25 protein-coding genes are annotated in these 25,849 nt (G+C 67.7%); 7 read left to right on the forward strand and 18 right to left on the reverse strand.

Annotated features, from left to right (window positions below):
* Positions 1 to 2: 2 nt before the first annotated feature.
* Positions 3 to 422 carry a hypothetical protein gene (locus tag J7J50_RS09380; protein ID WP_215057347.1) on the reverse strand — a complete coding sequence of 140 codons (420 nt, stop codon included), beginning with the start codon at positions 420 to 422 and terminating at the stop codon, positions 3 to 5.
* Entirely contained in the window at positions 419 to 1,561 is a 1,143-nt protein-coding gene (locus tag J7J50_RS09385; protein WP_215057354.1) for an AAA family ATPase, read from the reverse strand. Before J7J50_RS09385 ends, J7J50_RS09380 begins: the two co-directional genes overlap by 4 nt.
* 236 nt (positions 1,562 to 1,797) lie before the next feature.
* Here J7J50_RS09385 and J7J50_RS09390 point away from each other — a divergent pair, with 236 nt between their 5' ends.
* From J7J50_RS09390 to J7J50_RS09400, 3 genes are read left to right on the forward strand one after another with little or no spacing between them, the layout of a single operon-like run.
* On the forward strand, positions 1,798 to 3,153 hold the full coding sequence (locus tag J7J50_RS09390) for an AAA family ATPase (RefSeq protein WP_215057355.1): 1,356 nt from the start codon (positions 1,798 to 1,800) through the stop codon (positions 3,151 to 3,153).
* Positions 3,153 to 3,629, forward strand: a complete 477-nt coding sequence (locus J7J50_RS09395) for a hypothetical protein (RefSeq protein WP_215057356.1) — start codon at positions 3,153 to 3,155, stop codon at positions 3,627 to 3,629. The genes J7J50_RS09390 and J7J50_RS09395 overlap by 1 nt, the downstream gene beginning before the upstream one ends.
* Positions 3,626 to 4,558 (forward strand): tetratricopeptide repeat protein, encoded by a 933-nt coding sequence (locus tag J7J50_RS09400; RefSeq protein ID WP_215057357.1) that lies wholly within the window; start codon positions 3,626 to 3,628, stop codon positions 4,556 to 4,558. Before J7J50_RS09395 ends, J7J50_RS09400 begins: the two co-directional genes overlap by 4 nt.
* Before the next feature lie 15 nt (positions 4,559 to 4,573).
* Here the strand turns inward: J7J50_RS09400 and J7J50_RS09405 are convergent, their stop codons facing one another.
* The 3 genes from J7J50_RS09405 to J7J50_RS09415 form a co-directional block, all read right to left on the reverse strand.
* Positions 4,574 to 4,900, reverse strand: coding sequence for a hypothetical protein (locus tag J7J50_RS09405; protein WP_215057358.1), 327 nt, complete (start codon positions 4,898 to 4,900; stop codon positions 4,574 to 4,576).
* 66 nt (positions 4,901 to 4,966) lie between these two features.
* Positions 4,967 to 5,689 carry a rhomboid family intramembrane serine protease gene (locus tag J7J50_RS09410; protein ID WP_215057359.1) on the reverse strand — a complete coding sequence of 241 codons (723 nt, stop codon included), beginning with the start codon at positions 5,687 to 5,689 and terminating at the stop codon, positions 4,967 to 4,969.
* A 92-nt stretch (positions 5,690 to 5,781) separates the two neighbouring features.
* Positions 5,782 to 6,120, reverse strand: a complete 339-nt coding sequence (locus J7J50_RS09415; protein WP_215057360.1) for an MGMT family protein — start codon at positions 6,118 to 6,120, stop codon at positions 5,782 to 5,784.
* Between the two features lie 40 nt (positions 6,121 to 6,160).
* On the opposite strand from J7J50_RS09415, the gene J7J50_RS09420 reads away from it, so the two are divergent.
* Positions 6,161 to 6,568, forward strand: a complete 408-nt coding sequence (locus J7J50_RS09420) for a hypothetical protein (RefSeq protein ID WP_057943630.1) — start codon at positions 6,161 to 6,163, stop codon at positions 6,566 to 6,568.
* Positions 6,569 to 6,786: 218 nt separating this feature from the next.
* Here the strand turns inward: J7J50_RS09420 and J7J50_RS09425 are convergent, their stop codons facing one another.
* Both J7J50_RS09425 and J7J50_RS09430 read right to left on the reverse strand, forming a co-directional pair.
* A complete protein-coding gene (locus J7J50_RS09425; protein ID WP_215057361.1) occupies positions 6,787 to 7,914 on the reverse strand; it encodes an inorganic phosphate transporter in 1,128 nt (375 codons plus the stop codon).
* A 10-nt stretch (positions 7,915 to 7,924) separates the two neighbouring features.
* Positions 7,925 to 8,551, reverse strand: a complete 627-nt coding sequence (locus J7J50_RS09430; RefSeq protein ID WP_215057363.1) for a DUF47 family protein — start codon at positions 8,549 to 8,551, stop codon at positions 7,925 to 7,927.
* A gap of 425 nt (positions 8,552 to 8,976) precedes the next feature.
* Between J7J50_RS09430 and J7J50_RS09435 the strand changes: the two genes are divergently transcribed.
* Positions 8,977 to 10,314 (forward strand): hemolysin family protein, encoded by a 1,338-nt coding sequence (locus J7J50_RS09435; RefSeq protein WP_215057364.1) that lies wholly within the window; start codon positions 8,977 to 8,979, stop codon positions 10,312 to 10,314.
* A complete protein-coding gene (locus J7J50_RS09440) occupies positions 10,298 to 11,008 on the forward strand; it encodes an exopolysaccharide biosynthesis protein (protein ID WP_215057366.1) in 711 nt (236 codons plus the stop codon). The genes J7J50_RS09435 and J7J50_RS09440 overlap by 17 nt, the downstream gene beginning before the upstream one ends.
* Before the next feature lie 587 nt (positions 11,009 to 11,595).
* Here the strand turns inward: J7J50_RS09440 and J7J50_RS09445 are convergent.
* From J7J50_RS09445 to J7J50_RS09455, 3 genes are all read right to left on the reverse strand, one after another.
* Entirely contained in the window at positions 11,596 to 13,737 is a 2,142-nt protein-coding gene (locus tag J7J50_RS09445; protein ID WP_215057368.1) for an EAL domain-containing protein, read from the reverse strand.
* Positions 13,734 to 14,567 carry a phosphate/phosphite/phosphonate ABC transporter substrate-binding protein gene (locus J7J50_RS09450; RefSeq protein WP_343222470.1) on the reverse strand — a complete coding sequence of 278 codons (834 nt, stop codon included), beginning with the start codon at positions 14,565 to 14,567 and terminating at the stop codon, positions 13,734 to 13,736. The genes J7J50_RS09445 and J7J50_RS09450 overlap by 4 nt, the downstream gene beginning before the upstream one ends.
* A 252-nt stretch (positions 14,568 to 14,819) precedes the next feature.
* The gene (locus J7J50_RS09455; RefSeq protein ID WP_215057370.1) at positions 14,820 to 15,683 is read right to left on the reverse strand and encodes an RNA methyltransferase; all 864 of its coding nucleotides are present in this window, start codon (positions 15,681 to 15,683) and stop codon (positions 14,820 to 14,822) included.
* A 96-nt stretch (positions 15,684 to 15,779) separates the two neighbouring features.
* On the opposite strand from J7J50_RS09455, the gene J7J50_RS09460 reads away from it, so the two are divergent.
* The gene (locus J7J50_RS09460; protein ID WP_215057371.1) at positions 15,780 to 16,601 is read left to right on the forward strand and encodes an inositol monophosphatase family protein; all 822 of its coding nucleotides are present in this window, start codon (positions 15,780 to 15,782) and stop codon (positions 16,599 to 16,601) included.
* A 214-nt stretch (positions 16,602 to 16,815) separates the two neighbouring features.
* Here J7J50_RS09460 and J7J50_RS09465 read toward each other — a convergent pair whose 3' ends face one another.
* The 8 genes from J7J50_RS09465 to J7J50_RS09500 all read right to left on the reverse strand — a co-directional run bounded on the left by J7J50_RS09465 (position 16,816) and on the right by J7J50_RS09500 (position 25,743).
* Positions 16,816 to 17,673, reverse strand: coding sequence for a class I SAM-dependent methyltransferase (locus J7J50_RS09465; protein ID WP_215057372.1), 858 nt, complete (start codon positions 17,671 to 17,673; stop codon positions 16,816 to 16,818).
* 140 nt (positions 17,674 to 17,813) lie between these two features.
* Complete coding sequence (gene secF, locus J7J50_RS09470; protein ID WP_215057373.1) at positions 17,814 to 18,779, reverse strand: protein translocase subunit SecF; 966 nt, start codon at positions 18,777 to 18,779, stop codon at positions 17,814 to 17,816.
* 15 nt (positions 18,780 to 18,794) lie between these two features.
* Positions 18,795 to 20,657: a protein translocase subunit SecD gene (secD, locus tag J7J50_RS09475; protein ID WP_215057375.1), complete on the reverse strand. Its 1,863-nt coding sequence runs from the start codon at positions 20,655 to 20,657 to the stop codon at positions 18,795 to 18,797.
* A 58-nt stretch (positions 20,658 to 20,715) separates the two neighbouring features.
* Entirely contained in the window at positions 20,716 to 21,078 is a 363-nt protein-coding gene (yajC, locus tag J7J50_RS09480) for a preprotein translocase subunit YajC (RefSeq protein ID WP_215057377.1), read from the reverse strand.
* Positions 21,079 to 21,382: 304 nt separating this feature from the next.
* On the reverse strand, positions 21,383 to 22,489 hold the full coding sequence (gene tgt, locus J7J50_RS09485) for a tRNA guanosine(34) transglycosylase Tgt (protein WP_215057379.1): 1,107 nt from the start codon (positions 22,487 to 22,489) through the stop codon (positions 21,383 to 21,385).
* Positions 22,490 to 22,577: 88 nt separating this feature from the next.
* Complete coding sequence (queA, locus tag J7J50_RS09490) at positions 22,578 to 23,624, reverse strand: tRNA preQ1(34) S-adenosylmethionine ribosyltransferase-isomerase QueA (protein WP_215057381.1); 1,047 nt, start codon at positions 23,622 to 23,624, stop codon at positions 22,578 to 22,580.
* Positions 23,625 to 23,956: 332 nt separating this feature from the next.
* Positions 23,957 to 24,559 carry a response regulator transcription factor gene (locus tag J7J50_RS09495; RefSeq protein ID WP_215057382.1) on the reverse strand — a complete coding sequence of 201 codons (603 nt, stop codon included), beginning with the start codon at positions 24,557 to 24,559 and terminating at the stop codon, positions 23,957 to 23,959.
* Positions 24,556 to 25,743 carry a sensor histidine kinase gene (locus J7J50_RS09500; protein ID WP_057943649.1) on the reverse strand — a complete coding sequence of 396 codons (1,188 nt, stop codon included), beginning with the start codon at positions 25,741 to 25,743 and terminating at the stop codon, positions 24,556 to 24,558. Before J7J50_RS09500 ends, J7J50_RS09495 begins: the two co-directional genes overlap by 4 nt.
* Between the last annotated feature and the right edge of the window lie 106 nt (positions 25,744 to 25,849).

Raw genomic sequence — 25,849 nt, forward strand, 5'->3', positions numbered from 1 at the left:
GCTCAGTCCTGCCACATCGCGCGGATCTGCGCGATCAGCGCCGCGCTGGCCGGCAGCGCGCGATGCAAGGGCACGATCTGCGCCGGTTCGCGCAGCAACAACAGCGGCGCCTGCGGATGGCGCCGGGCGATCTGGCGCTGCAGCAGATCCATCGGCAGGTCCGGGCATTGCGTGGTGACCAGCCACAGCGAGGGCGCCTGTTCGCACGGCGCCACGTAGGCCACGCCCTCGAACCACGGCAGGTTCGCGGCCGCGCCGGTGACCACCGCGACATCGGCGTTGGCGGTCAGCATCAGGCTCTCGCGCACCTCGTCGTCCAACCGCTCCAGCGCGCTCAGCAGCGCGCGCGAAGCCTGCGGGCCGATCCCGACCGCGCCCTGCGGCGGCGGCGGCGGGTCTTGCGGGCGCCAGTCCCACTTCATGCCGAAGCCGACACCCGCTGGATCAGGCGCGTGCGTTGCGCGGCGAGTTCGGCCGGAATCGATCGCGGGTCGAAGTTGGCGTCGATCTCGCGCAGCAGCGCTTCGGCGATCACGCCGGCGCCGGGCGCGGCGGCGTCGCTGTCCAGGCAACTGCGCGCCGCCTCGATCAGCCGCGCCACCCGCGACACCGGTTGCAGCACCGCGTGCTCGACCGCCGCGCGCAGGGTCGGATTGGCCGCCGCGCTCAGCGAATCGCGCAGCACGTCCTGGGCGGCGGCCTGCGCCTCGCGGGTCGGCATGACGTAGAACAGCGGCCACAAGTCGGCTTCGTCCGCGACCTCGCGTCCAGCCAACACCGTGGCCGCGGCGATCAGTCGCTGCACCTTGACGATGCGCCGGTCCGACAGGCTCAGTCCGGCGCCGCGCAGTTTGCGGATCGCATCGGCCAGCAGGCTGCGCGCGCGCTCCATGCCGACCTGCGGCACGCGCTGGCTCAGGGCGTCGATATCGCCCAGCTCGGTGCGGTGGCTCAGGGTCGCGCGCTCGGCCTGCCAACCGCCGGCGAGCAAGGCTTCGAGTTGATGATCCGGCACCGGCTCGACGAACAGATGCAGCAGGAAGCGGTCGCCGAACGCGGCCAGCGATTCGTCGTCGGGCAAGGCGTTGGAGGCGCCGACGCAGACCCGCAGCGGGCAGGCGATCTGGGTGTGGCCGCGGCGGAAGCGGCGCTCGTTGAGCACGCCGAGCAAGGTGTTCAGGATCGCGGTGGAACCCAGGAACACTTCGTCCAGGAACGCGACGTCGGCCTCGGGCAGCATGCCAGTGACGTCGGTTTCGACCACGCCCTCGCGTAGCCGGCGCAGATCGACCGGGCCGAACAATTCCGACGGCTCGGTGAAGCGGCCCAGCAGGTATTCGAAATAACGCCCGCCCAGCGCGGCGGCGACCCGGCGCACCACCGCGCTCTTGGCGGTGCCGGGCGGGCCCAGGATCAGCAAGTGCTCCTGCGCGACCGCCGCCAGCACGATCAGCTCGGCCAGTTGCTCGCGCTCGACCAGGCCGGTGGTGGCCGCGTGCACGGCGTCGCGGACGCGGGCCGCGGCCTGTTGCGCGTCGGTGGGAAGATTCGGAAGACTCATAACGGGCGGCCTGGGTCCTTGGCGGCGCGGGCGGCGCAAGCGGGCAACAGCGGCTGAAGGGACGGCGCGCGTTCCCGGGGCGTCGTTCCCCCTGGAATACGGCCGCTGTGACGAACTGTAGGCGCGAGCCTTGCCGAACCGCAACTGATGTCGCGGTACGATCGTGAATCCCGACCGGTTCGCCCCGGTCATTGCAGTACGCTGCCGCGACCTCACCGTCCGGCCAGGATGCCTACATGCCCGACACCTCCCTGGACGATCTGTTGGCCGCGCTGGCGGCCAGCCCGCACAACCCCGCATTGGGGATGTTGGTGGTCAACGCCTGCCTGGCCGAGTCCGATCCCGATGCGCTGAGCCGCGCGCTGGACCTGTCCGGCGAGGTGCTGCTCAGCGACGCCACCCAGCGCGACGCCGCGCTGCGCCTGCTGTTGCAACACCGGCGCGACGAACTGGTGCTGCGGGTGGCGCCGGAAAATTCCGCGGCCGGCTTGTTCGCCCGCGCCCGCACGCTGCTGGCCCAGGGCGAGCGCGATCAGGCGCGCGGCCTGTACCAGCAGGCGATCGCGCTCAATCCGGCGCTGGAAGATTCGGCGCTGGCGACGGAACTGGCCGGCAAGGTGATTTCCTTCGCCAACGCCAGGCGCATCCAGTCCGGCCAACTGCAGGCCAGCCTCGCCAACGACGACACCGACGCCGACGACGTCTCGCGCCTGTTGCAGCCGACGCAGGCGCGGATCGGGTTCGACGATGTCGGCGGTCTGGATGAGGTCAAGCATCAGATCCGCCGCCGCATCATCACTCCCTTCCTCAAGCCGTCCTTGTTCGAGCGCTTCAAGCGCCGCTCCGGCGGCGGCATCCTGCTGTACGGCCCGCCCGGCTGCGGCAAGACCCTGCTGGCGCGCGCCACCGCCGGCGAATGCGGCGCGCGGTTCTACAACGTCGCCATCACCGACGTGCTGGACATGTACATCGGCGAGTCCGAGCGCAAGCTGCACGCGATCTTCGAAACCGCGCGACGCACCGCGCCGGCGGTGGTGTTCTTCGATGAGGTCGAGGCGATCGGCGGCAAGCGCCAGTACTCGCGCGAGGCCACCTCGGCGAAGTTGGTCAGCCAGTTCCTCACCGAGCTGGACGGCTTCGCCCAGAACAACCAGGGCGTGCTGATCCTGGGCGCGACCAACGTGCCGTGGGCGGTGGATGCCGCGTTCCGCCGTCCCGGCCGCTTCGACCGCGTGCTGTTCGTGCCGCCGCCGGACGATTCGGCGCGGCGGTCGATCCTGGACCTGCTGCTGCGCGAGCGCCCGCTGGCCGACGGCATCGAGACCGCCGAACTGGCGCGGCTGACCTCGGGCTACTCCGGCGCGGACCTGCGCAATCTGGTCGAGACCGCGATCGACGAGGCGATCGAGGATTCGATCGAACAAGGCCGCGAGTCGCCGCTGACCATGGACCACCTGCGCAGCGCGCTCAAGGACACTCGCTCGACCACGCTGGAATGGCTGACCACCGCGCGCAATCACGCGCGCTACGCCAACCAGGGCGGCCAGTACGACGAAGTGCTGGAATTCCTCAAGCGCCACGGAGGCGGCTGATGGCGGCCGGCGCTTATCGCCTGCCCGACGAGCCGCTGCCGTCGGGATGGTCGCGTTACGCGGTCGATCCGCTGTGGCCGTTGCTGACCCTGATGCTGGCCGGCGGCGGCTTCGGCCTGCTGTGGTTCGCTTTCAACAGCGCCGCGCTCGGCAGCCCGACGCGCTGGCGCGAATGGGGCTGCATCGCCGTCAGCGTGATCGGCGGCCCGCTGCTGGCGCTGGCGATCTACGCCGGCGAATACCACGACCTGCTGTCGCCGGCGCAGGTGCCGTACGCGATGCTGTCGATCCTGCTGCTCAAGCTCGGCGTGGCCTATGCGCTGTACCTGATGCAGCAGCGCTGTTTCGAAATCCGGGAGTACTACGGCGGGCAAGCGCGCAACGGCCTGCCGCTGATGATCCTGCTGGCGGTGGTCGGGCGCGGCGCGCTCGACATGTCGCAATGGCCGCCGATGCTGAAGCTGGTGCTGCAATGAGCGCGCGCGGCGGCGACTACCTGTATCGCATGGCCGAGCGCTACTACGCGCACGGCCAGATCGACGAAGCCATCGACGCGTTGCTGCGCCTGCTCGGCGAAGACGCCGAGCAAGCCGACGCGCACGCCTTCCTCGCCCTGTGCCTGGTCAAGCGCAAGCGCTTGCACGCGGCCGAGCTGGAAGCCCGGCGCGCGCTGGAGCTGGAACCCGAATCGCCGTTCGCGCACCTGGCCGCGGCGATCGCCGCGATCGCCAGGCGCAGCCTGAAAACCGCCGAATCGCATCTGCAGGCGGCGCGCGCGCTCGATCCGGATTCGGCCCAGATCGCCGACGCGTTCGCGCGTCTGTACCTGGCCTGGGGCCGCGACGCGCAGGCGCTGGAACAAGCGCGGCTGGCCTGCGAACTCGATCCGGACGATCCCGACTACCCGGCCCTGCTCGCCTCGCTGGAACTGCGCCGCGGCGACCGCGCGCGCGCCGAGGCGCTGGCGCGCGAAGTGCTGCACGCCAATCCGGAACACGTCGAAGCCCTGTGCGTGCTGGGCCATTGCGAACTCGCCGGCGGCCGCACCGACAGCGCCCGCGATCACGCCGCGTGGGCCTTGCAGATCGACCCGACCGACACCGACGCGCTGACCCTGATGGCCGCGGTCAAGGCGCGCCGCAGCTGGCTGCTGGGGTTGTGGTGGCGCTTCCAAAGCTTCGTCAGCGCCGGCTCGCGCACCCGCGCGGTGGTGCTGCTGCTGGGCATTTTCCTGATCTACCGCGTCGCCCTGATCGCCCTGCCGCAGCAAGGCTATCCGCAATGGACCGGCCCGATTTCCTACGCGTGGCTGGCGTTCTGCGCCTATACCTGGATCGCGCCGGGATTGTTCTGGCGCTCGCTGAAGAAGGAACTGGAGCAGGTGAAGCTGCGGCCGGGGTTCTAACCGGCTCGTTGGAACTCAGCGCGTCGGTTCGGCTTGGCCGGGCCGGCGCAACAGGCGGGCGCGGACGGTAGGATCGAACTGGATGTCGCGCACAGCGATGAGTTCGTCGGCGGCCGCCTCGCCCGCGATCGAACCCGCATCGAAAGCGGCGCGCGCGGCCCCGGGTTCGTTGCCGACGAACTTCACGCGGAAGAACGGCGAATACTCGTCGGCGTCATCGTCGAACCGCGATTCCAGCAGCCAGAAGCCGTGGTCCCGGCCGCCCGCCAGCAGCCATCGCGGGACATCCCAGAAATCGGCGTAACTGAGAATCGGCAACCACGTCGCGGCGGGTATCGGCATGGACCTCGCTCCTGATCGGCTCACGGAACTACCGTGATCGAGGCCGGCGTGGCCGAATACAAGGCCCTACTTCACCGCCCGCAACTTCGAGGCCTTGCGCCGCTCGCGCAGCGCGTCCACGCGCGGGTCGCGGCGGGGGCCGCCGCCGGTGCCACCGCTCTTGGGCGGATGCGCGCGCCAGTAACGGATCACGAACCAGCCGACGATCATGCCGCCCAGGTGGGCGAAGTGGGCCACGCCGGTGCCGGTGGTGAATACGCCGTAGAACACCGAGGCCAGCGCGTAGATGATCACCAGCGTGCGCGCCTTGAGCACGATCGGGAACGGCAGCAGGGTCACGCGGCGGTTCGGGAACAGCATGCCGTAGCCCAGCAGCAGGCCGTAGATCGCGCCGGATGCGCCCAGGGTGACGTACAGCTGGCCTTCGTAGATCGCGATCGAGGCGAACAGCAGCTGCAGCAGCGCCGAGCCGATCAGGCAGATGAAGTAGTAAATCGCGTAGCGCCTGGCGCCCCATTCGTATTCCAGCGACGCGCCGAACATCACCAGCGCGAGCATGTTGAACACCAGATGGCCGACGCCGCCGTGCATGAAACCGGAGGTCAGCAACTGCCAGGGCATGAAGCCCGGGCCATCGACGGTGAACTGCGAAGGCACCCAGGGCCACATTTCGAACCACAACGCCCAGCCGCGCGTGGATTCGCTCAGGCTCAACAAGGATTGCAGGAGAAATACAACAACATTGGCGATCAGCAGTTTCCTGGTGACCGACGGAATACTGGAAAACATCGCGGCTCCTCGAATCGGCCGCTATGGTAGCCGCGGCGAAGCCGCGATGACGTGAGTACGGCGTGCAGAACGCGCTTGCGCACGAGCCCCGTTCAGTCCTGCGGCGGTCCCCAGATCTGCGCGTCCACGCTCGGCGCGGCGCGCTGGCCGCGCACGCGGCCGTTTTCGACCCGCACGCCCTCCGCGCGCAGGCGCTGGGACTGTTCGCGATAGCCCTTGGAGCCCTCCGGGAAGGCGATGCGCCCGTCCGAGCGCAGCACCCGGTGCCAGGGCAGCTTGGCGTCGTCGTTCTCGCTGAGCAGGCGCGCGACCAGGCGGGCGCGCCCGGGCAGGCCGGCGCGGCGCGCGACCTCGCCGTAGCCGGCGACCTCGCCCTTGGGAATAGCGCGGATCGCGGCGCGGATGAGCTTGGCGGCAGTTTCGCTGTCCATCGCGGTAGCATATGCGCTGCAACGCGCTGGAGTCGCCCCCATGCAATTCGAACAGATCCGCCACCAACTGACCCGATCCGGGTTCCACCTCACCGTCCACGACGAAGGCGTGATCTGCATCGAGCTCTCGCTCGAACAGGGCACCCGCCACCAGGCCATCTTCCTGTCCGAGCTCGAGGACGACGACGGCCGCCCGTTCCTGCGGGTCAGCACCGCGATCGCGCCGACCACCGGCCTGGACGCGCGCCGCGCGCTGGCGTTCAACTGGGAAAGCCACGTCGGCTATCTGGCCATCGGCGACCTCGACGGCGTGCCCTATCTGCAGCTGTGCGAGAACCGCCCGCTGGAAACGCTGGACGCGGCCGAAGTGCAGCGGCTGGTGATGGAAATCGGCGGCGTCGGCGACCGGATGGAGCGCGTGCTGTCGGCGGACGGCGATCTGCTCTGATCGCGATTGCGCAAGCCCTGAAGCCCTCCGATATCGGGGGGCTTTTTGTTTGTGGGGGGCGGCTTTTGTGGGAGAGCTTTTGTGGGAGGGCCTTCAGGCCCGATGCTTTTCTTTCAGATCGCCTCGATCTGAGCCAAAAGCATCGGGCCTGAAGGCCCTCCCACAAAAGCCGAAAAAGGCCCGCGATCAGCGGGCCTTTTCGCATCCGTTCGCCGGACTCAGATCCAGCCCAGGAACCGCATCGTCTCGAACAGGATATACGCGATGCCGCCGGCCGCCGGGATGGTCAGTATCCACGCCCAGATCATCTTCTCGACCACGGTCCACTTGATCGAGTTAAAGCGCTTGGCCGTGCCCACGCCCATGATCGCGGCCGAGATGTTGTGGGTGGTCGACACCGGAATGCCCAGCGACGAGGCCAGCATGATCACCGAGGCGGCGCTGGTCTCGGCGGCGAAGCCGTGGATGGGATGCAGCTTGACCAGCTTGTGACCCAGGGTCTTGATGATGCGCCAGCCGCCCGCGGCGGTGCCGGCGGCCATGACCACGGCGCAGGTCAGCTTGATCCACAGGTCGATGTCGTTGTTGGCCAGCGCGCCCGGTGAGGGATGCAGGAAGGCCAGCCACGACGGCAGGTTGTCCAGGGTTCCGGCCGACTGCGCGCTCATCAGCGCCAGGGCGATGATGCCCATGGTCTTCTGCGCATCGTTCATGCCGTGGGCGAAGCCCATGCCGGCGGCGCTGACCAGCTGCGCCTTGCCGAAGAAGCTGTTGACCCAGCGCGGCCGCGCGGCGCGGCGCAGGAAACCGCCGCTGCGCGCCATGAACGAGATGAGCGCGAACAGCACGCCCATCACCAGGAAGCCGGCGGTGAAGCCCAGCACGGGTGAGGTGAACATCGGCACGATCACCTTCCACAGCACGCCGGCGCTCTTCCAGATCGGCTCGGCCGGATGCGACCACACCACCGCGTGCCAGTTGTTGGAGGCCGCGGCCAGCGCCGCGCCGCACAGGCCGCCGATCAGCGCGTGCGAGGAGGAGGACGGCAGGCCCAGCCACCAGGTGATCAGGTTCCAGATGATGCCGCCGAGCAAGGCGCACAGGATCAGCTGCGAACCGACCTCGACCACTCCGGCGTCGATCAGGCCCGAGGCGATGGTCTTGGCCACCGCCGTGCCCCACAGGGCGCCGATCAGGTTGGTCGATGCGGCCAGGATCACCGCCTGCATCGGCGAGAGCACCTTGGTCGCGACCACCGTGGCGATGGAGTTGGCGGTGTCGTGGAAGCCGTTGACGTATTCGAAGATCAGCGCGGCCAGCACTACCACGATGACGAGCGTAAGCATCGCGCGCGCCTCAGGAGTTTTTCAGGACGATCTGGTAGGCGACCACGCCGGCCTCGCGGCAGCGGTCGATCGCCTTTTCCAGGATCTCGAAGAACTCCTTGAGCAGGAACATCTGCAGGTTGTCGAGTTGGCCGGAATAGATGTCGCGGTACAGCTCCAGCATGAGGCGGTCGGCCTCGTTCTCCAGCGCGCGCAGCTGATCGTTGAGCGCCTTCATCGGCTCCAGCTTGAGATGGCGCAGCTGGTGGACCATCTTCACCACCACGCCGGCGGCCTGCTCCAGCATCGCCGCGCGCGGCGCGAAGTCGATCTGTTCCAGGTGGCGGGTGGCCAGCGAATAGCGGTCGGCGAACTTCTCGACCTGCTTGGGGATCTTGTACAGCGCCGTGGACAGCGCTTCGATGTCCTCGCGCTCGATCGGGGTGATGAAGCTGTCGACCAGCTCCTGGCTGATCTTGTCGGAGGTCTCGCGCTCGCGCTGGCGGGCCAGCTTGAACGCGTCCAGGGCCGGCTGGCGGTCGGCGGCCTTGAGCATTTCGTGCAGGGCCTTGGTGCTGTCGTGGGCCGCCACCGCGGCCTCTTCGAGCAGGGTGTAGAACTGGTTGCCTTGGCCGAAAATCGTCTGCAGGGAGAACATGCTGGGGAGCCTCTGGGCCAGGGACGGTGTGGGCCGGCCTCGGCGGATTCGGGGTTCGGTACGGCGGCGCCGGACCGGTGGCGGGCGCCGCGGCGGGCCGGGGCGGGGTTTGCGGGCGCGATTATGACGGTTTGATGTCCGCCCGCCCACCTCGGCGCTTCGGTCCTGCGATCCGGGCGCCCCCATTGAACCGCCCGAGTTTGCAGTTCCGCCCACGCCGGCGGCTTTCACGAAGGGCCGCCGCGCCGGCCTGCTAAGATCGGCGCCGGCCCGGTTTGGCTTGTTCAGGCCCGGCCACCCTTCCCTTCCCCGCACCACACCATGGACGACGACCCAAAACCGCCGCCTGGCCACGCATCGCTGGCCCCTTCCCATCATTGCCCCCGCTGCTTCCGTGAACCCACAGGCCACTGGAGGCGCTGCCGATGCTGGAATTACTGATCGTCCTGGCCCTGATCGTGCTCAACGCTTTCTTCGCGATGTCGGAGATGGCGCTGATGACTTCGCGCAAGCTGCGCCTGAAGCAGATGGCCGAGACCAGCCGCGGCGCGCGCATGGCCCTGCAACTGGCCGAGCACCCGGACAACCTGCTGTCGACCGTGCAGGTCGGCATCACCCTGATCGGCGTGCTTACCGGCACCTTCGGCGGCGAGTCGATCGGCCTGGCCATCGCCGGCTGGCTCGGCGGCGTGTTCCCCGGCGCGATCGAATACGCGCGCCCGATCGGCATCGGCACCGCGGTCGGCCTGATCACCGCCGCGCAGGTCATCTTCGGCGAGCTGATTCCCAAGCGGCTGGCGCTGACCAATCCGGAGAAGATCGCCAGCTCCGTGGCGATCGTGCTGGCCGGGCTGGCCCGTTTCGCCAAGCCGGTGGTCGCCACGCTCGGCGCCATCAACCGCCTGGTGCTGCGCCTGCTCGGCATCAAGGACGATGCGCGCAGCGAGATCAGTGAAGAGGAGATTCGGCTGTTGGTCAGCGAAAGCCACGAGCAGGGCGTGATCGACGCCGACGAACGCAAGATGATGAATCGCGTGCTCAGCCTCGGCGACCGCACCACCGACAGCCTGATGACGCCGCGCACCCGCATCACCTGGCTCGACGCTGGCGCGAGCATCGAGGACAACCTGGCGACCATGCGCGAATCGCCGTTCTCGCGCTTCCCGGTGTACCGCGGCGGCGACCAGGACGTTCTGGGCGTGCTCGAAGCCAAGTCGCTGCTGGCCAGCCTGGGCGAGGACCGGCTGCCGGACCTGTTCGCGCAGCTCACCGAAGCCTTGTTCGTGTCCGAGTCCACCCATGCGCTGAAGCTGCTGGAAATCTTCCGCGAGGAACAGCAGTCGCTGGCGCTGGTGGTGGACGAATACGGCGACGTCACCGGGCTGATCACGGTCAACGACCTGATGGGCGCGGTGATCGGCCGCGTGCAGACCACCGAATCGGACGATCAGCCCGGCCCGGTGGTGCAGCGCGAGGACGGCTCGTACCTGGTCGATGGCGCGCTGGGCCTGGAAGAACTGCGCGAAGTCATCGGCGGCGGACGCCTGCCGAACGAGGACGAGCACGACTTCCACACCGTCGCCGGCATGGTGATCGCCCACTTCGGCCGCATTCCGCACGTCGGCGAGCATTTCTCCTGGACCGGCTGGCGGATCGAGGTGATCGACCTGGACGGCCCGCGCATCGACAAGTTGCTGTTGCAGCGGCAACAGCAGCAGCAACTCAAGCCTGCCGAGTCCAACGACGATGACGTCGGCGGCTGATCGCGGCGGGCCCGATCCGCAGCAGCACCAGGGCCACGACGGCGGCGGCGGCGATCGCCGCCGCCGCGAACGCCCGCACGAAGCCGGCACCCGTGCCCTGCTCGACGCCATCGTCGCCGGCGACCCGGACGAAGTCGTCAAGTTCGGCGACGTGTTCAACGGCCTGGGCAATCGCTCGTTCGGCATGCTGCTGTTCGTCTCGACCCTGCCCGCCTTCATCCCGATCCCGGGCGTGGGCGGCGCCATCAGCGGCCCGCTGGTGGTGCTGGTGGGCCTGCAATTGCTGATCGGCCTGCGCAAGCCGTGGCTGCCGGGCTTCATCGCCCGGCGCGGGCCGCATCGCAGCGCGATGGTGAAGTTCCGCAATCTGCTCGCGCCGTGGCTGACGCGGCTGGAGCGTTTCGTCAGCCCGCGCGCGCCGGCGCTGCTGGATCATCGCGCCGCCAACGCCTTCACCGGCTTGCTGCTGGTGCTGCTCGGCATCCTGTTGTCGCTGCCGATTCCGTTCACCAATTTCCTGTTCGGCGCCTTGCTGCTGTTGTTCGCGTTCGCGCTGCTGGAACGCGACGGCAAGCTGATGGCGATCGCCTGGGTCGCGGGCGGAATCGCGGTGGTGGTGTTCGGGGTGTTGTCCGGCAGTCTGGCCACCGCGGCGGCGGAGTGGATTGCGTTGGCTCGGGGTAAGTTGGGGTGAGGGTTGCCTCTGTCGTTGCTTTGAGCTTTCGAAGCCGTGACGTCATCTCACCCGCGGTTCGAATTTCCGAATCCCACCCGATACTTCGAATTTCTGAATCTCGCCCGCCACTTCGAATTTCCGAAATCGTCATTCCCGCGAAGGCGGGAATCCAGGGCCTTTCGTGCGAGAACGTTTGAAGTCGCTGGATTCCCGCGTTCACGGGAATGACGGCCTGGAAGGATGACGCTGAAGTCTCTGGATTCCCGCTTTCGCGGGAATGACGGCCTGGAAGGATGGCGCTGAAGGCTCTGGATTCCCGCGTTCGCGGGAATGACGGTCTGGTGGGATGACGTTGAAGTCGCTGGATTCCCGCTTTCGCGGGAATGACGGTCTGGAAAGATGCCGCTGAAGGCTCTGGATTCCCGCCTTCGCGGGAATGACGGGCTGGTGGGATGACGTTGAAGTCGCTGGATTCCCGCGTTCGCGGGAATGACGGCCTGGAAGGATGACGCTGAAGTCTCTGGATTCCCGCCTACGCGGGAATGACGGTCTGGAAAGATGCGACGCAACGACAGCGTGGATAACTACATCTCAACGCCCGACCATCACCCCAACAACGCCAAAAACTCCTGCGCGTTCACCGGATGCCCCAGCCAATACCCCTGCGCCAGATCGCAGCCGCGTTCGCGCAGCACGGCGTACTGCCCTTCCTTCTCCACGCCTTCGGCGACCACGATGATGCCCAGCGAATGCGCCATGGCGATGATCGCGGTGGTCAGCGCCAGATCGTCCGGGTCGCGCAACACGTCGGCGATGAAGCTGCGGTCGATCTTGACGCCGTCCACCGGCACGCGGCGCAGATGGCTCAGGCCGGAGAAGCCGGTGCCGAAGTCGTCCAGCCACACCTTGACGCCGCTCGCGCGCAGCCGCGACAGCAGGTTGCTGGCGTGGGTCTCGTCGCCGATCACCGCGGTCTCGGTCAGCTCCAGATGCAGATGCTGCGCCGGCAATCGGGTTTCGTGCAGGCAGGCGGCGACCACGTTGGGCAGGTCGCCGCTGCGCAACTGACGCGGCGATACGTTGACCGAGACGAATAAAGGGTCCTTGCCCGGGTGCGCGTCGTGCCAACTCACCGCGTCCTCGCAGGCCGCGCGCAGCACTTGCGGGCCCAGGGTTTCGATCAGGCCGCTCTGCTCGGCCACGTCGATAAACACCGACGGCGCGATCAAGCCCTGTTCGGGATGCTTCCAGCGCAGCAGCGCCTCGGCGCCGACCATCTTGCCGTCGCCCAATCGAAACACCGGCTGATAGACCAGACTCAGTTCGCCGCGATCCCAGGCGCCGCGCAACTCATGCTCCAGATGCACGCGGCGCTCCACCGCCTGATCCATCGCCCGGCTGTAGAAGCGATAGCAATTCTTGCCGGCGACCTTGGCCTGGTACATGGCGATGTCGCCGTTTTTCATCAGCGCGGTCGCGCCGGAAGCGTCTTCCGGATACAGAGTCACGCCGATCGAAGTGCCCAGGAACACTTGACGCTCATGCACCATGATCGGCTGACCGAGTTCGGCCACCAGCACCTCGGCCAGATGACTGGCGACGGTGCGCGCCTCGCCGTTGCGCTCGCGGCGGCCCTCGACCAGGATCACGAACTCATCGCCGCCGAAGCGCGCGAGCAAGGCCAGTTCGCCGCCGATGCGGCCCACGGTTTCGTCGATACGGCGGGCGAACTGCAGCAGCACTTCGTCGCCGGCATCGTGGCCCAGGGTGTCGTTGACGCGCTTGAAATCGTCGATGTCCGCGAACAGCAAGGCCAGCTGGCCGCCGTCGCCGCGCAGATGCAGCAGCCGCTGATCCAGCGATTCGCGAAACGCCAGCCGGTTGGCCAGGCCGGTCAGCGCGTCGGTGTAGGCCATGCGGCGGATGTCGCGATCGTGGCGGGCCAGGCTTTGGCTCATGCGGCCGAAGGCGCGCATCAGATCGCCGACTTCGTCGTTGTGATCGCCGGCCGCGGGCACATGATCGAACTGGCCGAACTGGCCGTCTTCGATCGCGCGCGCGGCGTCGGCCAGTTCGCGGATCGGCTTGACCAGCCAGCTCTGGATCAGCCACACCATCAGCGCGCCCAGCGCGAGCAGGCCCACGCTCAGCAGTCCCACCCACAGCAATTGCAGGCGGCCCAACGCGTCCAGGCGCTGGCGCAGTTTGTCGAGCGCGCCGTCCTGATAGGTGCGCATGGCCTTGAGGTCGTAGCCCACGCGCACGCCGCCCAGCCGCTGCTGGCCGATCTTGATCGGCGCCGACACGTCGAAGGTATTCACGCCCCACTGCGTGTGCATGGCGCGCGCGGCGACGACCTGCGCCGCCATCGCATCGTCCATGCGCTTGCCGTAGCTGGGAATTTCCTCGCTGCCGTCGTGGACGATGTTGCCTTCGTTGTCGTAGACGATGACGTAGCGCACGCCGGGGTTGGTCATGGCCGCGCGGCTGAGCTCGCCGATCGCGTCCAGGTCGAAGTAGTACACCGGGTTGGTCAGCGAACCGGCGAGCTGGGCGACCTCGCCTTCGCCGTGGCGGCGCAGGCTTTCCACGAAACTGTCGCGCATCGCGTCGCGGCTGACGCCGACTACTTCGCTTTGAATCCGCTCCTGCCGGTACAGCAGCAACGCGATCAACACCACCACGACCAGGAAGGCCAGGCCCATGATCGACAGGAACTTGGCCTGCAAGCCCGCGCGCAGTCTCATTCGACCTCCGCCCGCACGCGCGCCACGCCCAGGGCGAGGTGATCGAGCGCGCGTTGCGAGGCCGGGTCGATCGGCATGAAGCGCGTGGTCTTGAAGAAACGCAGCAAGGCTTCGCCTGCATCGGGATCGCCGGCGGCGTCGAGCAGCACCTCGCGCAGACGCGCGGCGACTTTCGGGTCCAGATCGTGGCGCACCACTTCCACCGCGCGCGGATATTCTTCGCTGCGGCCGATCTCGACCAGATCGCGGCGGAACGCATCGGGCACCCGGCGTGGGTTGTTCCAGTCCAGGTTGCTCATCACCCCGACATCGACCAGACGCTTGTGCACCCAGGTGGAGATGTTGAGTTCCGAACGCGCGAACAGGTAGCCGACCGCGCCCTGGTTGATGCGGTCGGTCGGCGACAGCAGGATTTCCAGGCTCAGCCCGCGTTCGAGCAAGGTCGCCGCCGGCACGAAGTAGGCGCTGGTCGAGGACGGGCGCTGGAAGGCGACGTTATGCCCGCTCAGATCGTCCAGCGAGCGCAGCCCGCTGTCGCGGCGGGCGAAGAACACGCTGTGGTAGTGGCTGACGCCGTCGCGCTCGGTCAGCAGCATCGACCGGGCGTCGGCGCGCTGATGCAGCAGCATCGCGGTGCCGGCGGTCTCGCTGACCCAATCGACCCGGCCCCGGCGCAGATAGCTGCCCATCTGCTGCACGTCCTTGGCCATCAGGATGCGGCCTTCGCGGATGCCGACGTCGGCCATGCGCGGGACGACATAGTCCAGCAGCGGCTTGAGCTGCTCGTAATGGGCCTTGGGGTCGTCGCTGATCCGGCCCAGCACCAGCACGTGGGCGTCGCTGCCTCCTTCGGCGCGGCCGTGCGCATCGGCCGTCGCCGACGACGCGCCCGCCGGACCCCCGACCCCGAGCAGGGCGAGCCCGAACAGCCAACCGAAACACCGCGAGCTAGCGATCAATCGTCGTCACCTGGCCGGATTGCCAGGGCAGCGTAATCGAAACCGCGGCCTTGCCGATACTTTCCACGTTGCCCCCTCGCCGGCCGCGTTCGCGGCGGCCGGCGTCTTCCAACGCACACGCGCTCAGCGGCGCTGCCCGGCCAACATCGCCATGCGCTCCACATCGGCCAGCACGCCGCGCAGCAGGCGCACCTCGCGCTCGTCCAGGTCGGCGCGCAGGAACAGCCGGCGCAACTTGCGCATGGCCGATTCGGGCGCGCGGCCCTTGTGGAAGTCGATCGCGTCCAGGGCCTCGCCGAGCTGGCTGAAGAAGCCCTCCAACTGCGCGTGCGAGGCCGGCGGATCGAGGCGCTCGAAGGCGCCGCCGGCGGCGGTCGCGGCCAACGCGGCCATGCGCAGCTCGTAGCTGAGCACCTGCACCGCCGCGCCGAGGTTCAGCGAGCTGTAGTCGGGGTTGGCCGGGATGTGCACGGCGGCGTGGCACAACTGCAATTCTTCGTTGTCCAGACCGGTGCGTTCGCGCCCGAACACCAGCGCGACCTCGCTGCCGCCGCGGGCGCGGGCGTCCACCCGCGCGGCGGCGTCGCGCGGCACCAGTTCCTCCAGCGCGATCCGCCGGCTGCGCGCGGTGCAGCCCAGGACCCAGTGGCAGTCGGCCACCGCCGCGGCCAGATCGGGCAGGACGATGGCCGCTTCCAGGACGTCGTCGGCGCCGGCGGCCATGGCGTAGGCGTCGCGGTCCAGCGGTTTTTCCGGGGCGACCAGGACCAAGCGCGACAGGCCCATGGTCTTCATCGCCCGCGCCGCCGAGCCGATGTTGCCCGGGTGCTGGGTGCCGACCAGGACGATACGGGTGTGGGCGGCGGCCGGATCGACCGGCTCGGCCGGGGTGGGCGTGGAGGCGGCGGCGGGCGCGGCTGCCTCAAGTGAGTTGGCATTTTCGGGCGCCTGGGCGCCGGCGAGTTCGTCGCGGGGATCGTGGTTCATGCGCAAATGGTAAACTCCCCGCCCCGGCCACAGGCGCCGGCCCGCTCTTTACCCCCGTCAGTCCTTCTCCACCTCATCCGTTCGAGGCCGTAAGCCATGCAGAAACCCGCCGTCACCCTCATGGTCAAAGCCGCCCGAGCCGCCGGCAACGTCCTGTTGCGCCACATGCACCGCGTGGACGCGCTCAACATCGTCGAGAAGGACCGCATGGACTACGCCAGCGAAGTCGATCGCCTGGCCGAAGCCGAAATCATCAAGGAATTCCGCCGCGCCACGCCCGACTACGCCATCCTCGGCGAAGAAAGCGGCCCGCTCGGCCAGGCCCGTTTCACCTGGGTGATCGACCCGCTCGACGGCACCAGCAACTACCTGCACGGCATCCCGCACTTCTGCGTGTCCATCGCCTTGTGCGAAAACGGCGAACCGACCCACGGCGTGATCTTCGATCCCCTGCGCAACGACCTGTTCACCACCAGTCGCGGCAGCGGCACCCAGCTCAACGAAAAGCGCGTGCGTATCGCCGAGCGCAAGGATTTGACCGGCGCCATGCTCATCACCGGCTTCCCGCCGCGCGAACGCGCCCGCGCCAGCGCCCACCTCAAGTGCCTGGACAACCTGCTGGTGGACGCCGAAGACGTCCGCCGCACCGGCTCGGCCGCGCTCGACCTGGCCTACGTCGCCTGCGGCCGCGCCGACGCCTACTTCGAAGCGGGACTCAAGCCCTGGGACGTGGCGGCGGGCGTGCTGATGGTGCGCGAGGCCGGCGGCAAGGTCACCGACTTCAAGGGCCGCTCGACCGGGCCGATGGACAACCGCGGGTTGCCGCCTCGGCAGATCGTCGCGGGGAATCTGAAGATTGCAGATGCGTTGCAGAATCGGATTGTTAATACGGGGTATGCGGCGGTGTTTGATTCTTGAGCGCTTGATTCGCTTAAACCGTTGCACACAAAAACGCCGCGATTATCGCGGCGTTTTTTATTGGGTGACCTAACCGCTGAGCTATCGATCCTGGAACCAAAAAACTCCGAGCGCGTCGTTGGCGGTGGCCGCGCCGCTTATTTGATGATTCCAAATCGATGCCGACAGAAAAACCTTTCATTCCGACTTCCTCTGGCCACTCAATACACGCAGATCAAGGCGACCGCGCTGTAACCACCCAAGTCGCGCCGCCTACCTCGATCCCCTGCTCCGTCGCGACCCCCGCCAAGGCCTCGCGAATCGCCGCGGTAGCTCGCTCTTGAATCTCCTCGCTCTGCGCCGCCAGCAGGCGCGAGACCGGGCCGACGCGGAACACTTGCGCCAGCGCATCCTCGACCACGGCTTCGCGGGTGTCGCTGCGGCCGCAATAGAACGGTGCCTGGAAGGGTTGCAGTTCGATCTGCCCGAAGCCCGCTTCGCTCAGGATCCGCTGCACTCGCTGCGGATCGCTGAAATTGAACGGGCCGGGCGCCTGGGTGTCGATCGGCGCCTGCTCGACGATGCCGTGGATGGCGTTCAACGGCAGCACGTACCAATCGTTCTTCGCCGGTTCTTGCCAGCACGCAAATGCGAGGCGGCCGCCGGGTTTGAGCGTCTTGCGCAATTGCGTGAAGGCGGCGACCGGGTCGTCGAAGAACATCACGCCGAAGCGCGAGAACAACAGGTCGAAGCTTCGCGGCGGAAACTGCGGCGCGCTGGCATCGGCCAGACGAAATTCGACCGGCAGGCCGAGCGGCCGCGCGCGGTCGCGCGCGCGACCGATCAGCGGTTCGGACACGTCCACGCCGATCACCGAGCCGCCCGCGCCTACCGCCCGTGCGAGTTCGAACGAGGTCGCGCCGGCGCCGCAGCCGATATCCAACACCGCCTCGCCGGGCTGTATCGCGGCCGCGTCGAATGCGGCGTGGCCGTAGGCGGCGGTGCGCTCGTCGAGCCACTCGTTATAGGTCAGCCAACGCTCGCCGATAGGACCGTTCCAGTCGTTGATCTGTTGCTGGTTGCTTGCGCTCATCGCCGCTCTCTCGATTCATGCCGAGCACGCATGATGCAATGCGGAAGGGCGTCTTCGAAACCGCCAGCGACGCGAACGCTGGCTCAAACGAAAAAGGCCGCGACATGCGCGGCCTTTTTCGTACATCAAACCAAAAACCCTTACGGCCGGCGCGCCAGCGCCGCGTCGTCCTTGGCCTTGGGCAGCAAGTCCTGCTTGGTGACCTTCAGCAGGCCCAGGGTCAACAGCGGGCAGGCGACGAAGATCGAGGACAAGGTGCCGATGACGATGCCGAGCATCTGCGATTCGGCCATGCCGCGCAGCGAACCGCCGCCGTAGATGTACAGGGCGATCACGGTCAGGAAGGCGACGAAGGAGGTGATCACCGTGCGCGACAGGGTCTGGTTGATCGACTTGTTGAGCACGGTTTCCGGGTCGGCGCGCATCGAGCGGAAGTTCTCGCGGACGCGGTCGAACACCACGATGGTGTCGTTGATCGAGTAACCCATCACCGACAGGATGCCGGCCAGCACGGTCAGGTCGAACTCGTGGCCGCTGATGGCGAACCAGCCGGCGACCACGATCACGTCGTGCAAGGTGGTGATGATCGCGGCCACCGCGAACTTCCATTCGAAGCGGAAGGCGATGTAGATCAGGAAGCCCACGATCACGAAGATCAGCGCATACAGGCCGTTGAGGGCGAGCTCCTTGCCGACTTGCGGGCCGACGAACTCGTTGCGCAGCACCTTGCCGGTGTTGCCGCCCACGCTGACCGCCTTCATCACCGACTCGGCGGCGTGGCTGGTGGCGGCCGCGGTGCTGTCGCCTTCGCGCGGCTGCAGGCGGATCAGCAGTTCGTTGCCGGCGCCGTAGGTCTGGACCTGGGCGCTGTCGTAACCGTCGGCGGCGAGGCGGTTGCGCACCTCATCGAGATTGGCCGGCTTTTCGAGATGCACCTCGACCAGATTGCCGCCGGTGAAGTCCAGGGCGAAGTTGAAGTTGCGGGTCACCATCGCGCCGATCGCGACGAACATGATGATCGCGGCGATGACGATCGACACCCACCGCATCTTCATGAAGTTGATGTTGGCGTCGTTCGGCAGCAGGGTCAGCGGGAAAATTTTCATGTCTGGGTTCTCCCGTCAGATCGCGATGGACTTGAGCTTGCGGCGGTTGCCGTAGATCAGCGTGGCGATGCCGCGCGACACGGTCACGGCGGTGAACACCGAGGTCAGGATGCCCACGATCATGGTGATCGCGAAGCCCTTGAGCGGACCGGTGCCGAACATCAGCAAGGCCAGGCCGGCGAGCAGCGCGGTCATGTTGGAGTCGAAGATGGTGCCCGAGGCCTTGTCGTAACCGGTGGCGATCGCCGACTGCGGCGGCATCCCGGCGCGCAACTCTTCTCTTATTCGTTCGTTGATGAGCACGTTGGCGTCCACCGACATGCCGACCGACAAGGCCAGGCCGGCGAAGCCGGGCAAGCTCATGGTCGCGCCGACGAAGGGCAGCGACATCACCGCGATCACCATCAGCAGGTTGAGCAGCAGGGCCAGACAGGTGATCAGGCCGAACATGCGGTAATAGATCAGGAAGAAGGTCAGCGCGAAGATGAAGGAGAACATCACCGCGGTGGTGCCGCGCTTGACGTTGTCCGCGCCCAGGCTCGGGCCGACCACGCGCTCTTCGACGAAGGTCATCGGCGCGGCCAGCGCGCCGGACTTGAGCTGCTTGGCCAGGCTGGTGGACTCTTCGCGGGTCAGGCCGGTGGTCTGGAATTCCTTGCCGAACACGCCCTGGATGGTCGAGTTGCTGATCACGCGCTCTTCGGTGCGGGTGGTGCGCACTTCCTTGCCGTCCACGATCTGGGTGATCGGCACCTGTTCGACGTAGACGATGCCCAGCGGCTTGCCGACGTTTTCCAGGGTGTGGTTGAGCATGCGCTGGCCGCCGATGGCGTTGAGCGTGATGCTCACCTGCGGCTGGCCGGTGCGCGAGTCGGTGCCCGGCACGGCGTTGATCAGCTGATCGCCGGAAACGAGCAGGCGCTTGGACAGCAGCACCGGCTGCTTGTTCTGGTCGTAGTAAACGCGCGCTTCCGGCGGAACGTTGTGGTCGCGCACCGCGGCCGCGGCGGCGGCGCGGTCGCCCACGCCGGCGCGGAATTCCAAGGTGGCGGTGGCGCCGATCTGGCGCTTGGCTTCGGCGGTGTCCTGCAGGCCCGGCAGCTGGATCACGATGCGGTCGGTGCCCTGGCGCTGGATCACCGGCTCGGCCACGCCGAAGGCGTTGATGCGGTTGCGCAGGGTGGTGAGGTTCTGTTCGATCGCTTCCAGCGAGATGCGCTGCAGCTCCGACTGCGGCACTTCCAGGGTCAGGGTGCGCGCGTCGAGATTCTGGGTCAGGGTCGGGAAGGCGATGCGCAGTTGCTTCTGCGCCTTGTCGGCGTCGGCGTTGACGGCCAGCGTGGTGACGATGGCTTCGTTGCCGCGGCGCACGACCGAGGTGTAGGGCACCGAGTTGTCGCGCAAGGTCGCGCGCACGTCTTCCACATAGGCTTCCAGGCGCTTGTCCAGCGCGGCGGCCTGATCGACCTGCATCACGAAGTGCACGCCGCCCTGCAAGTCCAGGCCGCGCGGCATCGGCTTGGCGCCGAGCGAGGCCAGCCAGTTCGGCACGGTCGGCGCCAGGCTCAGCGCGACCACGTAGTCGCTGCCCAGTTGCGGGCGCAGCAAGTCGGAGGCCTTCGTCTGCTGATCGGTGTCGTTGAGCCGCACCATCAGGTTGCCGTCTTCGACCTTGATCGACTTGGAGGGGATCTTGGCTCCGGCCAGGATGCCGTCCACCTTCTTGGCCAGCGCCGCGTCGATCGCGGTGCCGCCGGTGCGCGCCGCGGTGATCTGCACCGACGGATCTTGCGGATAGGCGTTAGGCAGCGCGTAGATCACGCTGATGATCAGCACGACCAGAATGGCGAAGTATTTCCAGCGCGGAAAGGTCAGCATCGAGAACCCCTGCGGCGACCTCCCCGGCCGCCGCGTTTGAAGATGGCGTGGCGTCGGCTCAGGCCGACTTCAAGGTGCCCTTGGGCAGAACGTTGGCGATCGCGCCCTTCTGCACGCGGATGCGCACGTTGGCGGCGATTTCCACGGTGATGAAGTTTTCGCCGATATCGGTGACGGTGCCGGCGATGCCGCCGTTGGTCAGCACTTCGTCGCCCTTGGACAGCTTCTCGAGCATGCCGCGGTGTTCCTTGGCGCGCTTCATCTGCGGGCGGAAGATCAGGAAGTACATGACGGCGATCAGCACCAGCGGCAGGACCAGGCCGCCGAAGCCGCCGCCGAAGAGGCCGCCCGGAGCCGGAGTCGGAACGCTGCCGGCGCCTTGGGCGTAAGCGGGGCTGATCAGAAGGTCGAGCAGATTCATCTGAATGTCCTGAAACGAAAAATAGCCGGGGATTATGCCACGGCTGGGTTGGGGCCACGGCCGGGGCCGAAATGGGCCGCGGCGCACGCTTTCGAATGGGTTCCCCGCTGTCCGGGCGGGCCGGATGCGGTTGGTCGGCCGTTGGGGGCTGTCCGCGATTCCTGGGCCGGGCCGGGAGGGGCCGGGATCAGGAAACGGCGGGGCGGGCCCTCACCCCTGCCCTCTCCCGTGAACGGGAGAGGGGGACGGAGAGTTCGCCCGCTTACGCGGGCGAACGACTTTCTTCATGCGGGCGAACGGCTTTCTACTGGCGTGCGGCGTAGAAAGACTCGCGGAAGGCGGTAAAGGTTCCCTGCTCGATCGCGGCGCGCATCTGCGCCATCAGGCGCTGGTAGTAGCGCAGGTTGTGCAAGGTGCCCAACATCGGCCCGAGCATTTCGTTGCAGCGGTCCAGGTGGCGCAGGTAGGCGCGGCTGAAACCGTTGCGGCAGGCGTAGCAGTCGCAGCCTTCCTCGATCGGGCGCAGATCGCGCTCGTACTTGGCGTTGCGCACGCGCACCGTGCCCTGAGCGGTGAAGTAGTGGCCGTTGCGGGCGTTACGGGTCGGCATCACGCAGTCGAACATGTCCACGCCGCGCGCGACCGATTCGACCAGATCCTCCGGCCGCCCCACGCCCATCAGATAGCGCGGACGGTCTTCCGGCAACTGCGGGCAGGTGTGTTCGAGCATGGCGTTGCGTTCTTCCTCCGGCTCGCCGACCGCCAGGCCGCCGACCGCGTAGCCGTCGAAGTCCAGCGCTCGCAAGGCTTCGGCCGAGCGCGTGCGCAGGTCGTGATGCACGCCGCCCTGGACGATGCCGAACAAGGCCGCGTCGTTGCCTTCGTGCGCGCGCCTGGAGCGCTCGGCCCAGCGCAGGCTCAGTTCCATCGACTTGCGCGCGACATCGATGGTCGCCGGATACGGCGTGCATTCGTCGAAGATCATCACGATGTCCGAGTCGAGCACCCGCTGGATGTTCATGCTCTCCTCCGGCCCGAGGAACACCTTGCTGCCGTCCACAGGCGAGGCGAAGGTCACGCCCTGCTCGGTGATCTTGCGCCGGTGCGCCAGCGAGAACACCTGGAAACCGCCGGAGTCGGTCAGGATCGGCCCGTTCCAGCGGGCGAAGCCGTGCAGGCCGCCGTGATCGCCGATCACGTCCAGGCCCGGACGCAGATACAGATGGAAGGTGTTGCCGAGAATGATCTGCGCGCCGAGTTCGGCGACGTGCTCGGGCATGATGCCCTTGACCGAGCCGTAGGTGCCCACCGGCATGAACGCCGGGGTTTCGACCGTGCCGCGCGGAAACGTCAGCCGGCCGCGGCGCGCGGCGCCGTCGTTACCCAGCAGTTGGAAGGACATGCGGCTCATGCGCTTGCTCCGGAGTAAGCGGACGCAGTGCCGCGATGATTCGAAAGAGGACAACGCGGCTCGCCGCGCGCGCGGCCGGACGAGCGCATCACGACGCCTGCGGCCACAGCAGCATCGCATCGCCATACGAGAAGAACCGGTAACGCTCGGCGATCGCGTGTTCGTAGGCGGAAAACACCTGCTCCTTGCCGGCGAACGCCGACACCAGCATCAGCAGCGTGCTTTCGGGCAGATGGAAGTTGGTGATCAGCGCATCGACCGAACGGATCTGATAACCCGGCAGGATGAACAAGCGGGTTTCGCCGGCGAACGGACGCAGTTCGCCGTCGGCGTCGCGGTTGAGGCGGATCGCGCTTTCCAGCGCGCGCACCACGGTCGTGCCGACCGCGATCACGCGGCCGCCGGCGGCGCGGGTGCGGCGGATCTGTTCGACCAGGCCGGCGCCGACGTTGAGCCACTCGCTGTGCATCACGTGCTGATCGAGATGGTCCGCGCGCACCGGCTGGAAGGTGCCGGCGCCCACGTGCAGGGTCACGTGGCCGAATTGCACGCCGCGTTCGCGCAGCCGCTCCAGCAGTTCTTCGTCGAAATGCAGGCCGGCGGTCGGCGCCGCGACCGCGCCGACTTCGCGCGCGAACACGGTCTGGTAGCGCTCGGCGTCGTCGTGCCCGGGTTCGCGCTGGATGTACGGCGGCAGCGGCAGGCGTCCGGCGTGCAGCAGCCATTGCTCCAGCGACTCGGGCACGTGGAAGCGCAGGCGGTAGAACTCGCCCTCGCGGCCGAGCACTTCGGCTTCGCCGCCGGCGTCCAGGGCGATGCGCGCGCCTTCCTTTGGCGACTTGCTCACGCCGAGCTGGGCCCGCGCTTCGCTGCCGCCGAGCAGGCGCTCGATCAGGATTTCGACCCGTCCGCCGGTGCTTTTCTGGCCGAACAGGCGCGCCGGGATGACCCGGGTGTCGTTGAACACCAGCAGGTCGCCGGGCTGCAGCATCTGCGGCAGGTCGCTGAAGACCCGGTCCTCGCGCGCGGCCGGTAGCGGCGGCACGACAAGCAGGCGGCTGGCCGAGCGCTGCGCCAGCGGCGCCTGGGCGATCAGTTCGGGGGGGAGTTCGTAATGGAAATCGGACTTTTTCAAGGAAACCGGAGAGATTGAGCGCGAAGCGCCGCAGCGGCCGAAGCGGTCGGAAACCGGCTAAAACCGAAGGACGCGGGCGGGACACGACGGCGACGGGCGCCGGATTCGGTCTCGGGGAAGGCGGCCATTATCCGGGTGTTGGGGTGGATCGCCAAAAGTTGTCTTGGGGCGTAAGAGCAAATCCCCCCTGCCCCCCTTTTTCAAAGGGGGGAACAGCAAAAGCGGGGTTCGGAGAAACTGGCGACCGTTTTGCCCCTGCGCCCCCATCAAAGCGGGTTCCCCCCTTTGAAAAAGGGGGGCCAGGGGGGATTCGCTCTTAGCTTTTGTTCTTCCTACAACCACCCATTCTGCCGGGCCCGCCGATACGCCTCGATCCGATTGCTGCTGTCGAGCTTGCCGATCGCCTCGGACAGATAATTGCGCACCGTGCCCTGGCTCAGATGCAGGCGCTCGCCGATCTCGGCCGTGGACAGCCCCTCGCCGGCCAGGCGCAGCACCTGCCGCTCGCGCTCGGTCAGCGGGTCTTCGTCGCTCCACGCCGCCACCGCCAGCTGCGGGTCGATCGCCCGGCCGCCGCGATGCACCTGCCGCAGCGCCTCGGCCAATTGCCCGGCCGGCGCGTCCTTGAGCAGATAACCGCGCACGCCCGCGTCCATCGCCCGGCGCAGATACCCGGCGCGGCCGAAGGTGGTGACGATCACCACCCGCGTCGGCATGCCCGAATCGCGCACCCGCATCGCCAGATCGATGCCGGTCATGCCCGGCATCTCGATATCGGTCACCACCATATCGGGCTGGATGCGTTTGACCGCCTCCCAGGCCTGCGCGCCGTCGCCGGCTTCGGCGACGACTTCGATGTCGGGTTCCAGGTTCAGCAACGCGGCCAGCGCGCCGCGCACCAGGGCCTGATCTTCAGCGAGCAACAGACGGATCATGCGGTACCTCGTTCGAGCAGGGCCGGCTCGCGCGCGGCCCCGGGGAGAGTGGCGGCGGGCGCCGGCAAACGCCGCGCGGCGGCCAGCGCCTCGCGCGACACCAGCAGACTCAGGCGGGTGCCTGCGCCGTTCGGACTTTCGATTTCGAGCATGCCGCCGACCGAGCGCAGGCGTTCGCGCATGCCGGTCAGGCCGTGGCCTTCGCCGGATACGCCGCCGCGGCCGTCGTCGGCGATCAGCAGCACGATGCCGCCGCGCGCGTCCTGGGTCAGTTCGACATCGACCCGGCGCGCCCGCGCGTGACGCAGCACGTTGGTCACCGATTCGCGCAAGGCCAGCGCCAGCACCGCTTCGACGTTGAGCGGGATGTCCACCGGCGCGAGCTTGTGGTCCAGGCTGATTTCGCCGCCCAGCAGCGCCAGCCGCGCCGCCGCCAGTTCGGCCTGCAGGCCGTTGGCGCGGATGCCGGCGACGGCTTCGCGCACTTGCGTGAGCGCTTCGCGCGCGACCCGTTCGACTTCGCAGATCTGATCCTGCGCGGCGTTCTTGTCGTGTTCCAGCAAGCGCGCGGCCAACTGCGATTTGAGCACCACCACCGACAGCGTGTGGCCGAGCAGATCGTGCAGGTCGCGGCCGATGCGTTCGCGTTCGGCCAGGCTGGCCAGGCGCCGCACTTCTTCCTGGGTCAGGCGCAACTCGGCGTTGCGGCGCTCGCGCGAGCGCGCGGCCAGCACGCCGGTGAACACGATGGAGCCGACCAGCAGATGGATCATCACGCTGAACACCGGCATGCCTACCGCCGGCAGGGTCATGATCGACTCGACCCCGAAGATCGCGAACAGGCCGATCGCCAGGGCGATGCCGCGGCGCAGCGGCAGGAAGCTGGCGATCATGCCGGCGGCGAAGATCAGATAAGTGCCGCCACCGATGCCGAACGGCACCGTCGCGAATCCCACCGCCGCCACCGCCAGCACCAGCCACAGCCGCAACTTGGCGCCGCCGCGGTAGAACGCCCAGTACATCGGCAGGAACACCAGCACCGAGCAGGTCGCCAGCACGAAGATCCACCACGGCGCCGGCCAGGAAAACAGCGGGATGAAGACGAAGCTCAGATACAGCAGCGACGCCAGATGCCAACCGAGCAGGTTGTCGTGGGTGTCCAGCGGCGGTCCGGGCAGGCGCATGGTCGGAGTCCTGAAGTTCGATCGCGCCCCGCCGAAGCGGGCCTTGATCAATGCATGTACGGCGGGTATTGCAGCCACGTCTTCACCTGTAGGTGTGGAATCGAGG

Source organism: Lysobacter sp. ISL-50 (assembly GCF_018612875.1).
GTDB lineage: Bacteria > Pseudomonadota > Gammaproteobacteria > Xanthomonadales > Xanthomonadaceae > Lysobacter.

Excerpts from the sequence above, each read along its gene's own strand:
- J7J50_RS09455 (WP_215057370.1), bottom strand. The coding sequence starts at position 15,683 with ATGAACCACGATCCCCGCGACGAACTCGCCGGCGCCCAGGCGCCCGAA.
- J7J50_RS09435 (WP_215057364.1), top strand. The coding sequence starts at position 8,977 with ATGCTGGAATTACTGATCGTCCTGGCCCTGATCGTGCTCAACGCTTTC.
- J7J50_RS09420 (WP_057943630.1), top strand. The coding sequence starts at position 6,161 with ATGCAATTCGAACAGATCCGCCACCAACTGACCCGATCCGGGTTCCAC.
- J7J50_RS09380 (WP_215057347.1), bottom strand. The coding sequence starts at position 422 with ATGAAGTGGGACTGGCGCCCGCAAGACCCGCCGCCGCCGCCGCAGGGC.
- J7J50_RS09500 (WP_057943649.1), bottom strand. The coding sequence starts at position 25,743 with ATGCGCCTGCCCGGACCGCCGCTGGACACCCACGACAACCTGCTCGGT.
- J7J50_RS09425 (WP_215057361.1), bottom strand. The coding sequence starts at position 7,914 with ATGCTTACGCTCGTCATCGTGGTAGTGCTGGCCGCGCTGATCTTCGAA.
- J7J50_RS09465 (WP_215057372.1), bottom strand. The coding sequence starts at position 17,673 with ATGAGCGCAAGCAACCAGCAACAGATCAACGACTGGAACGGTCCTATC.
- J7J50_RS09400 (WP_215057357.1), top strand. The coding sequence starts at position 3,626 with ATGAGCGCGCGCGGCGGCGACTACCTGTATCGCATGGCCGAGCGCTAC.
- J7J50_RS09440 (WP_215057366.1), top strand. The coding sequence starts at position 10,298 with ATGACGTCGGCGGCTGATCGCGGCGGGCCCGATCCGCAGCAGCACCAG.
- J7J50_RS09495 (WP_215057382.1), bottom strand. The coding sequence starts at position 24,559 with ATGATCCGTCTGTTGCTCGCTGAAGATCAGGCCCTGGTGCGCGGCGCG.
- yajC (WP_215057377.1), bottom strand. The coding sequence starts at position 21,078 with ATGAATCTGCTCGACCTTCTGATCAGCCCCGCTTACGCCCAAGGCGCC.
- secD (WP_215057375.1), bottom strand. The coding sequence starts at position 20,657 with ATGCTGACCTTTCCGCGCTGGAAATACTTCGCCATTCTGGTCGTGCTG.
- J7J50_RS09460 (WP_215057371.1), top strand. The coding sequence starts at position 15,780 with ATGCAGAAACCCGCCGTCACCCTCATGGTCAAAGCCGCCCGAGCCGCC.
- J7J50_RS09430 (WP_215057363.1), bottom strand. The coding sequence starts at position 8,551 with ATGTTCTCCCTGCAGACGATTTTCGGCCAAGGCAACCAGTTCTACACC.
- tgt (WP_215057379.1), bottom strand. The coding sequence starts at position 22,489 with ATGAGCCGCATGTCCTTCCAACTGCTGGGTAACGACGGCGCCGCGCGC.
- J7J50_RS09385 (WP_215057354.1), bottom strand. The coding sequence starts at position 1,561 with ATGAGTCTTCCGAATCTTCCCACCGACGCGCAACAGGCCGCGGCCCGC.
- J7J50_RS09405 (WP_215057358.1), bottom strand. The coding sequence starts at position 4,900 with ATGCCGATACCCGCCGCGACGTGGTTGCCGATTCTCAGTTACGCCGAT.
- J7J50_RS09445 (WP_215057368.1), bottom strand. The coding sequence starts at position 13,737 with ATGAGACTGCGCGCGGGCTTGCAGGCCAAGTTCCTGTCGATCATGGGC.
- J7J50_RS09395 (WP_215057356.1), top strand. The coding sequence starts at position 3,153 with ATGGCGGCCGGCGCTTATCGCCTGCCCGACGAGCCGCTGCCGTCGGGA.
- secF (WP_215057373.1), bottom strand. The coding sequence starts at position 18,779 with ATGAAAATTTTCCCGCTGACCCTGCTGCCGAACGACGCCAACATCAAC.
- J7J50_RS09410 (WP_215057359.1), bottom strand. The coding sequence starts at position 5,689 with ATGTTTTCCAGTATTCCGTCGGTCACCAGGAAACTGCTGATCGCCAAT.
- J7J50_RS09390 (WP_215057355.1), top strand. The coding sequence starts at position 1,798 with ATGCCCGACACCTCCCTGGACGATCTGTTGGCCGCGCTGGCGGCCAGC.
- J7J50_RS09415 (WP_215057360.1), bottom strand. The coding sequence starts at position 6,120 with ATGGACAGCGAAACTGCCGCCAAGCTCATCCGCGCCGCGATCCGCGCT.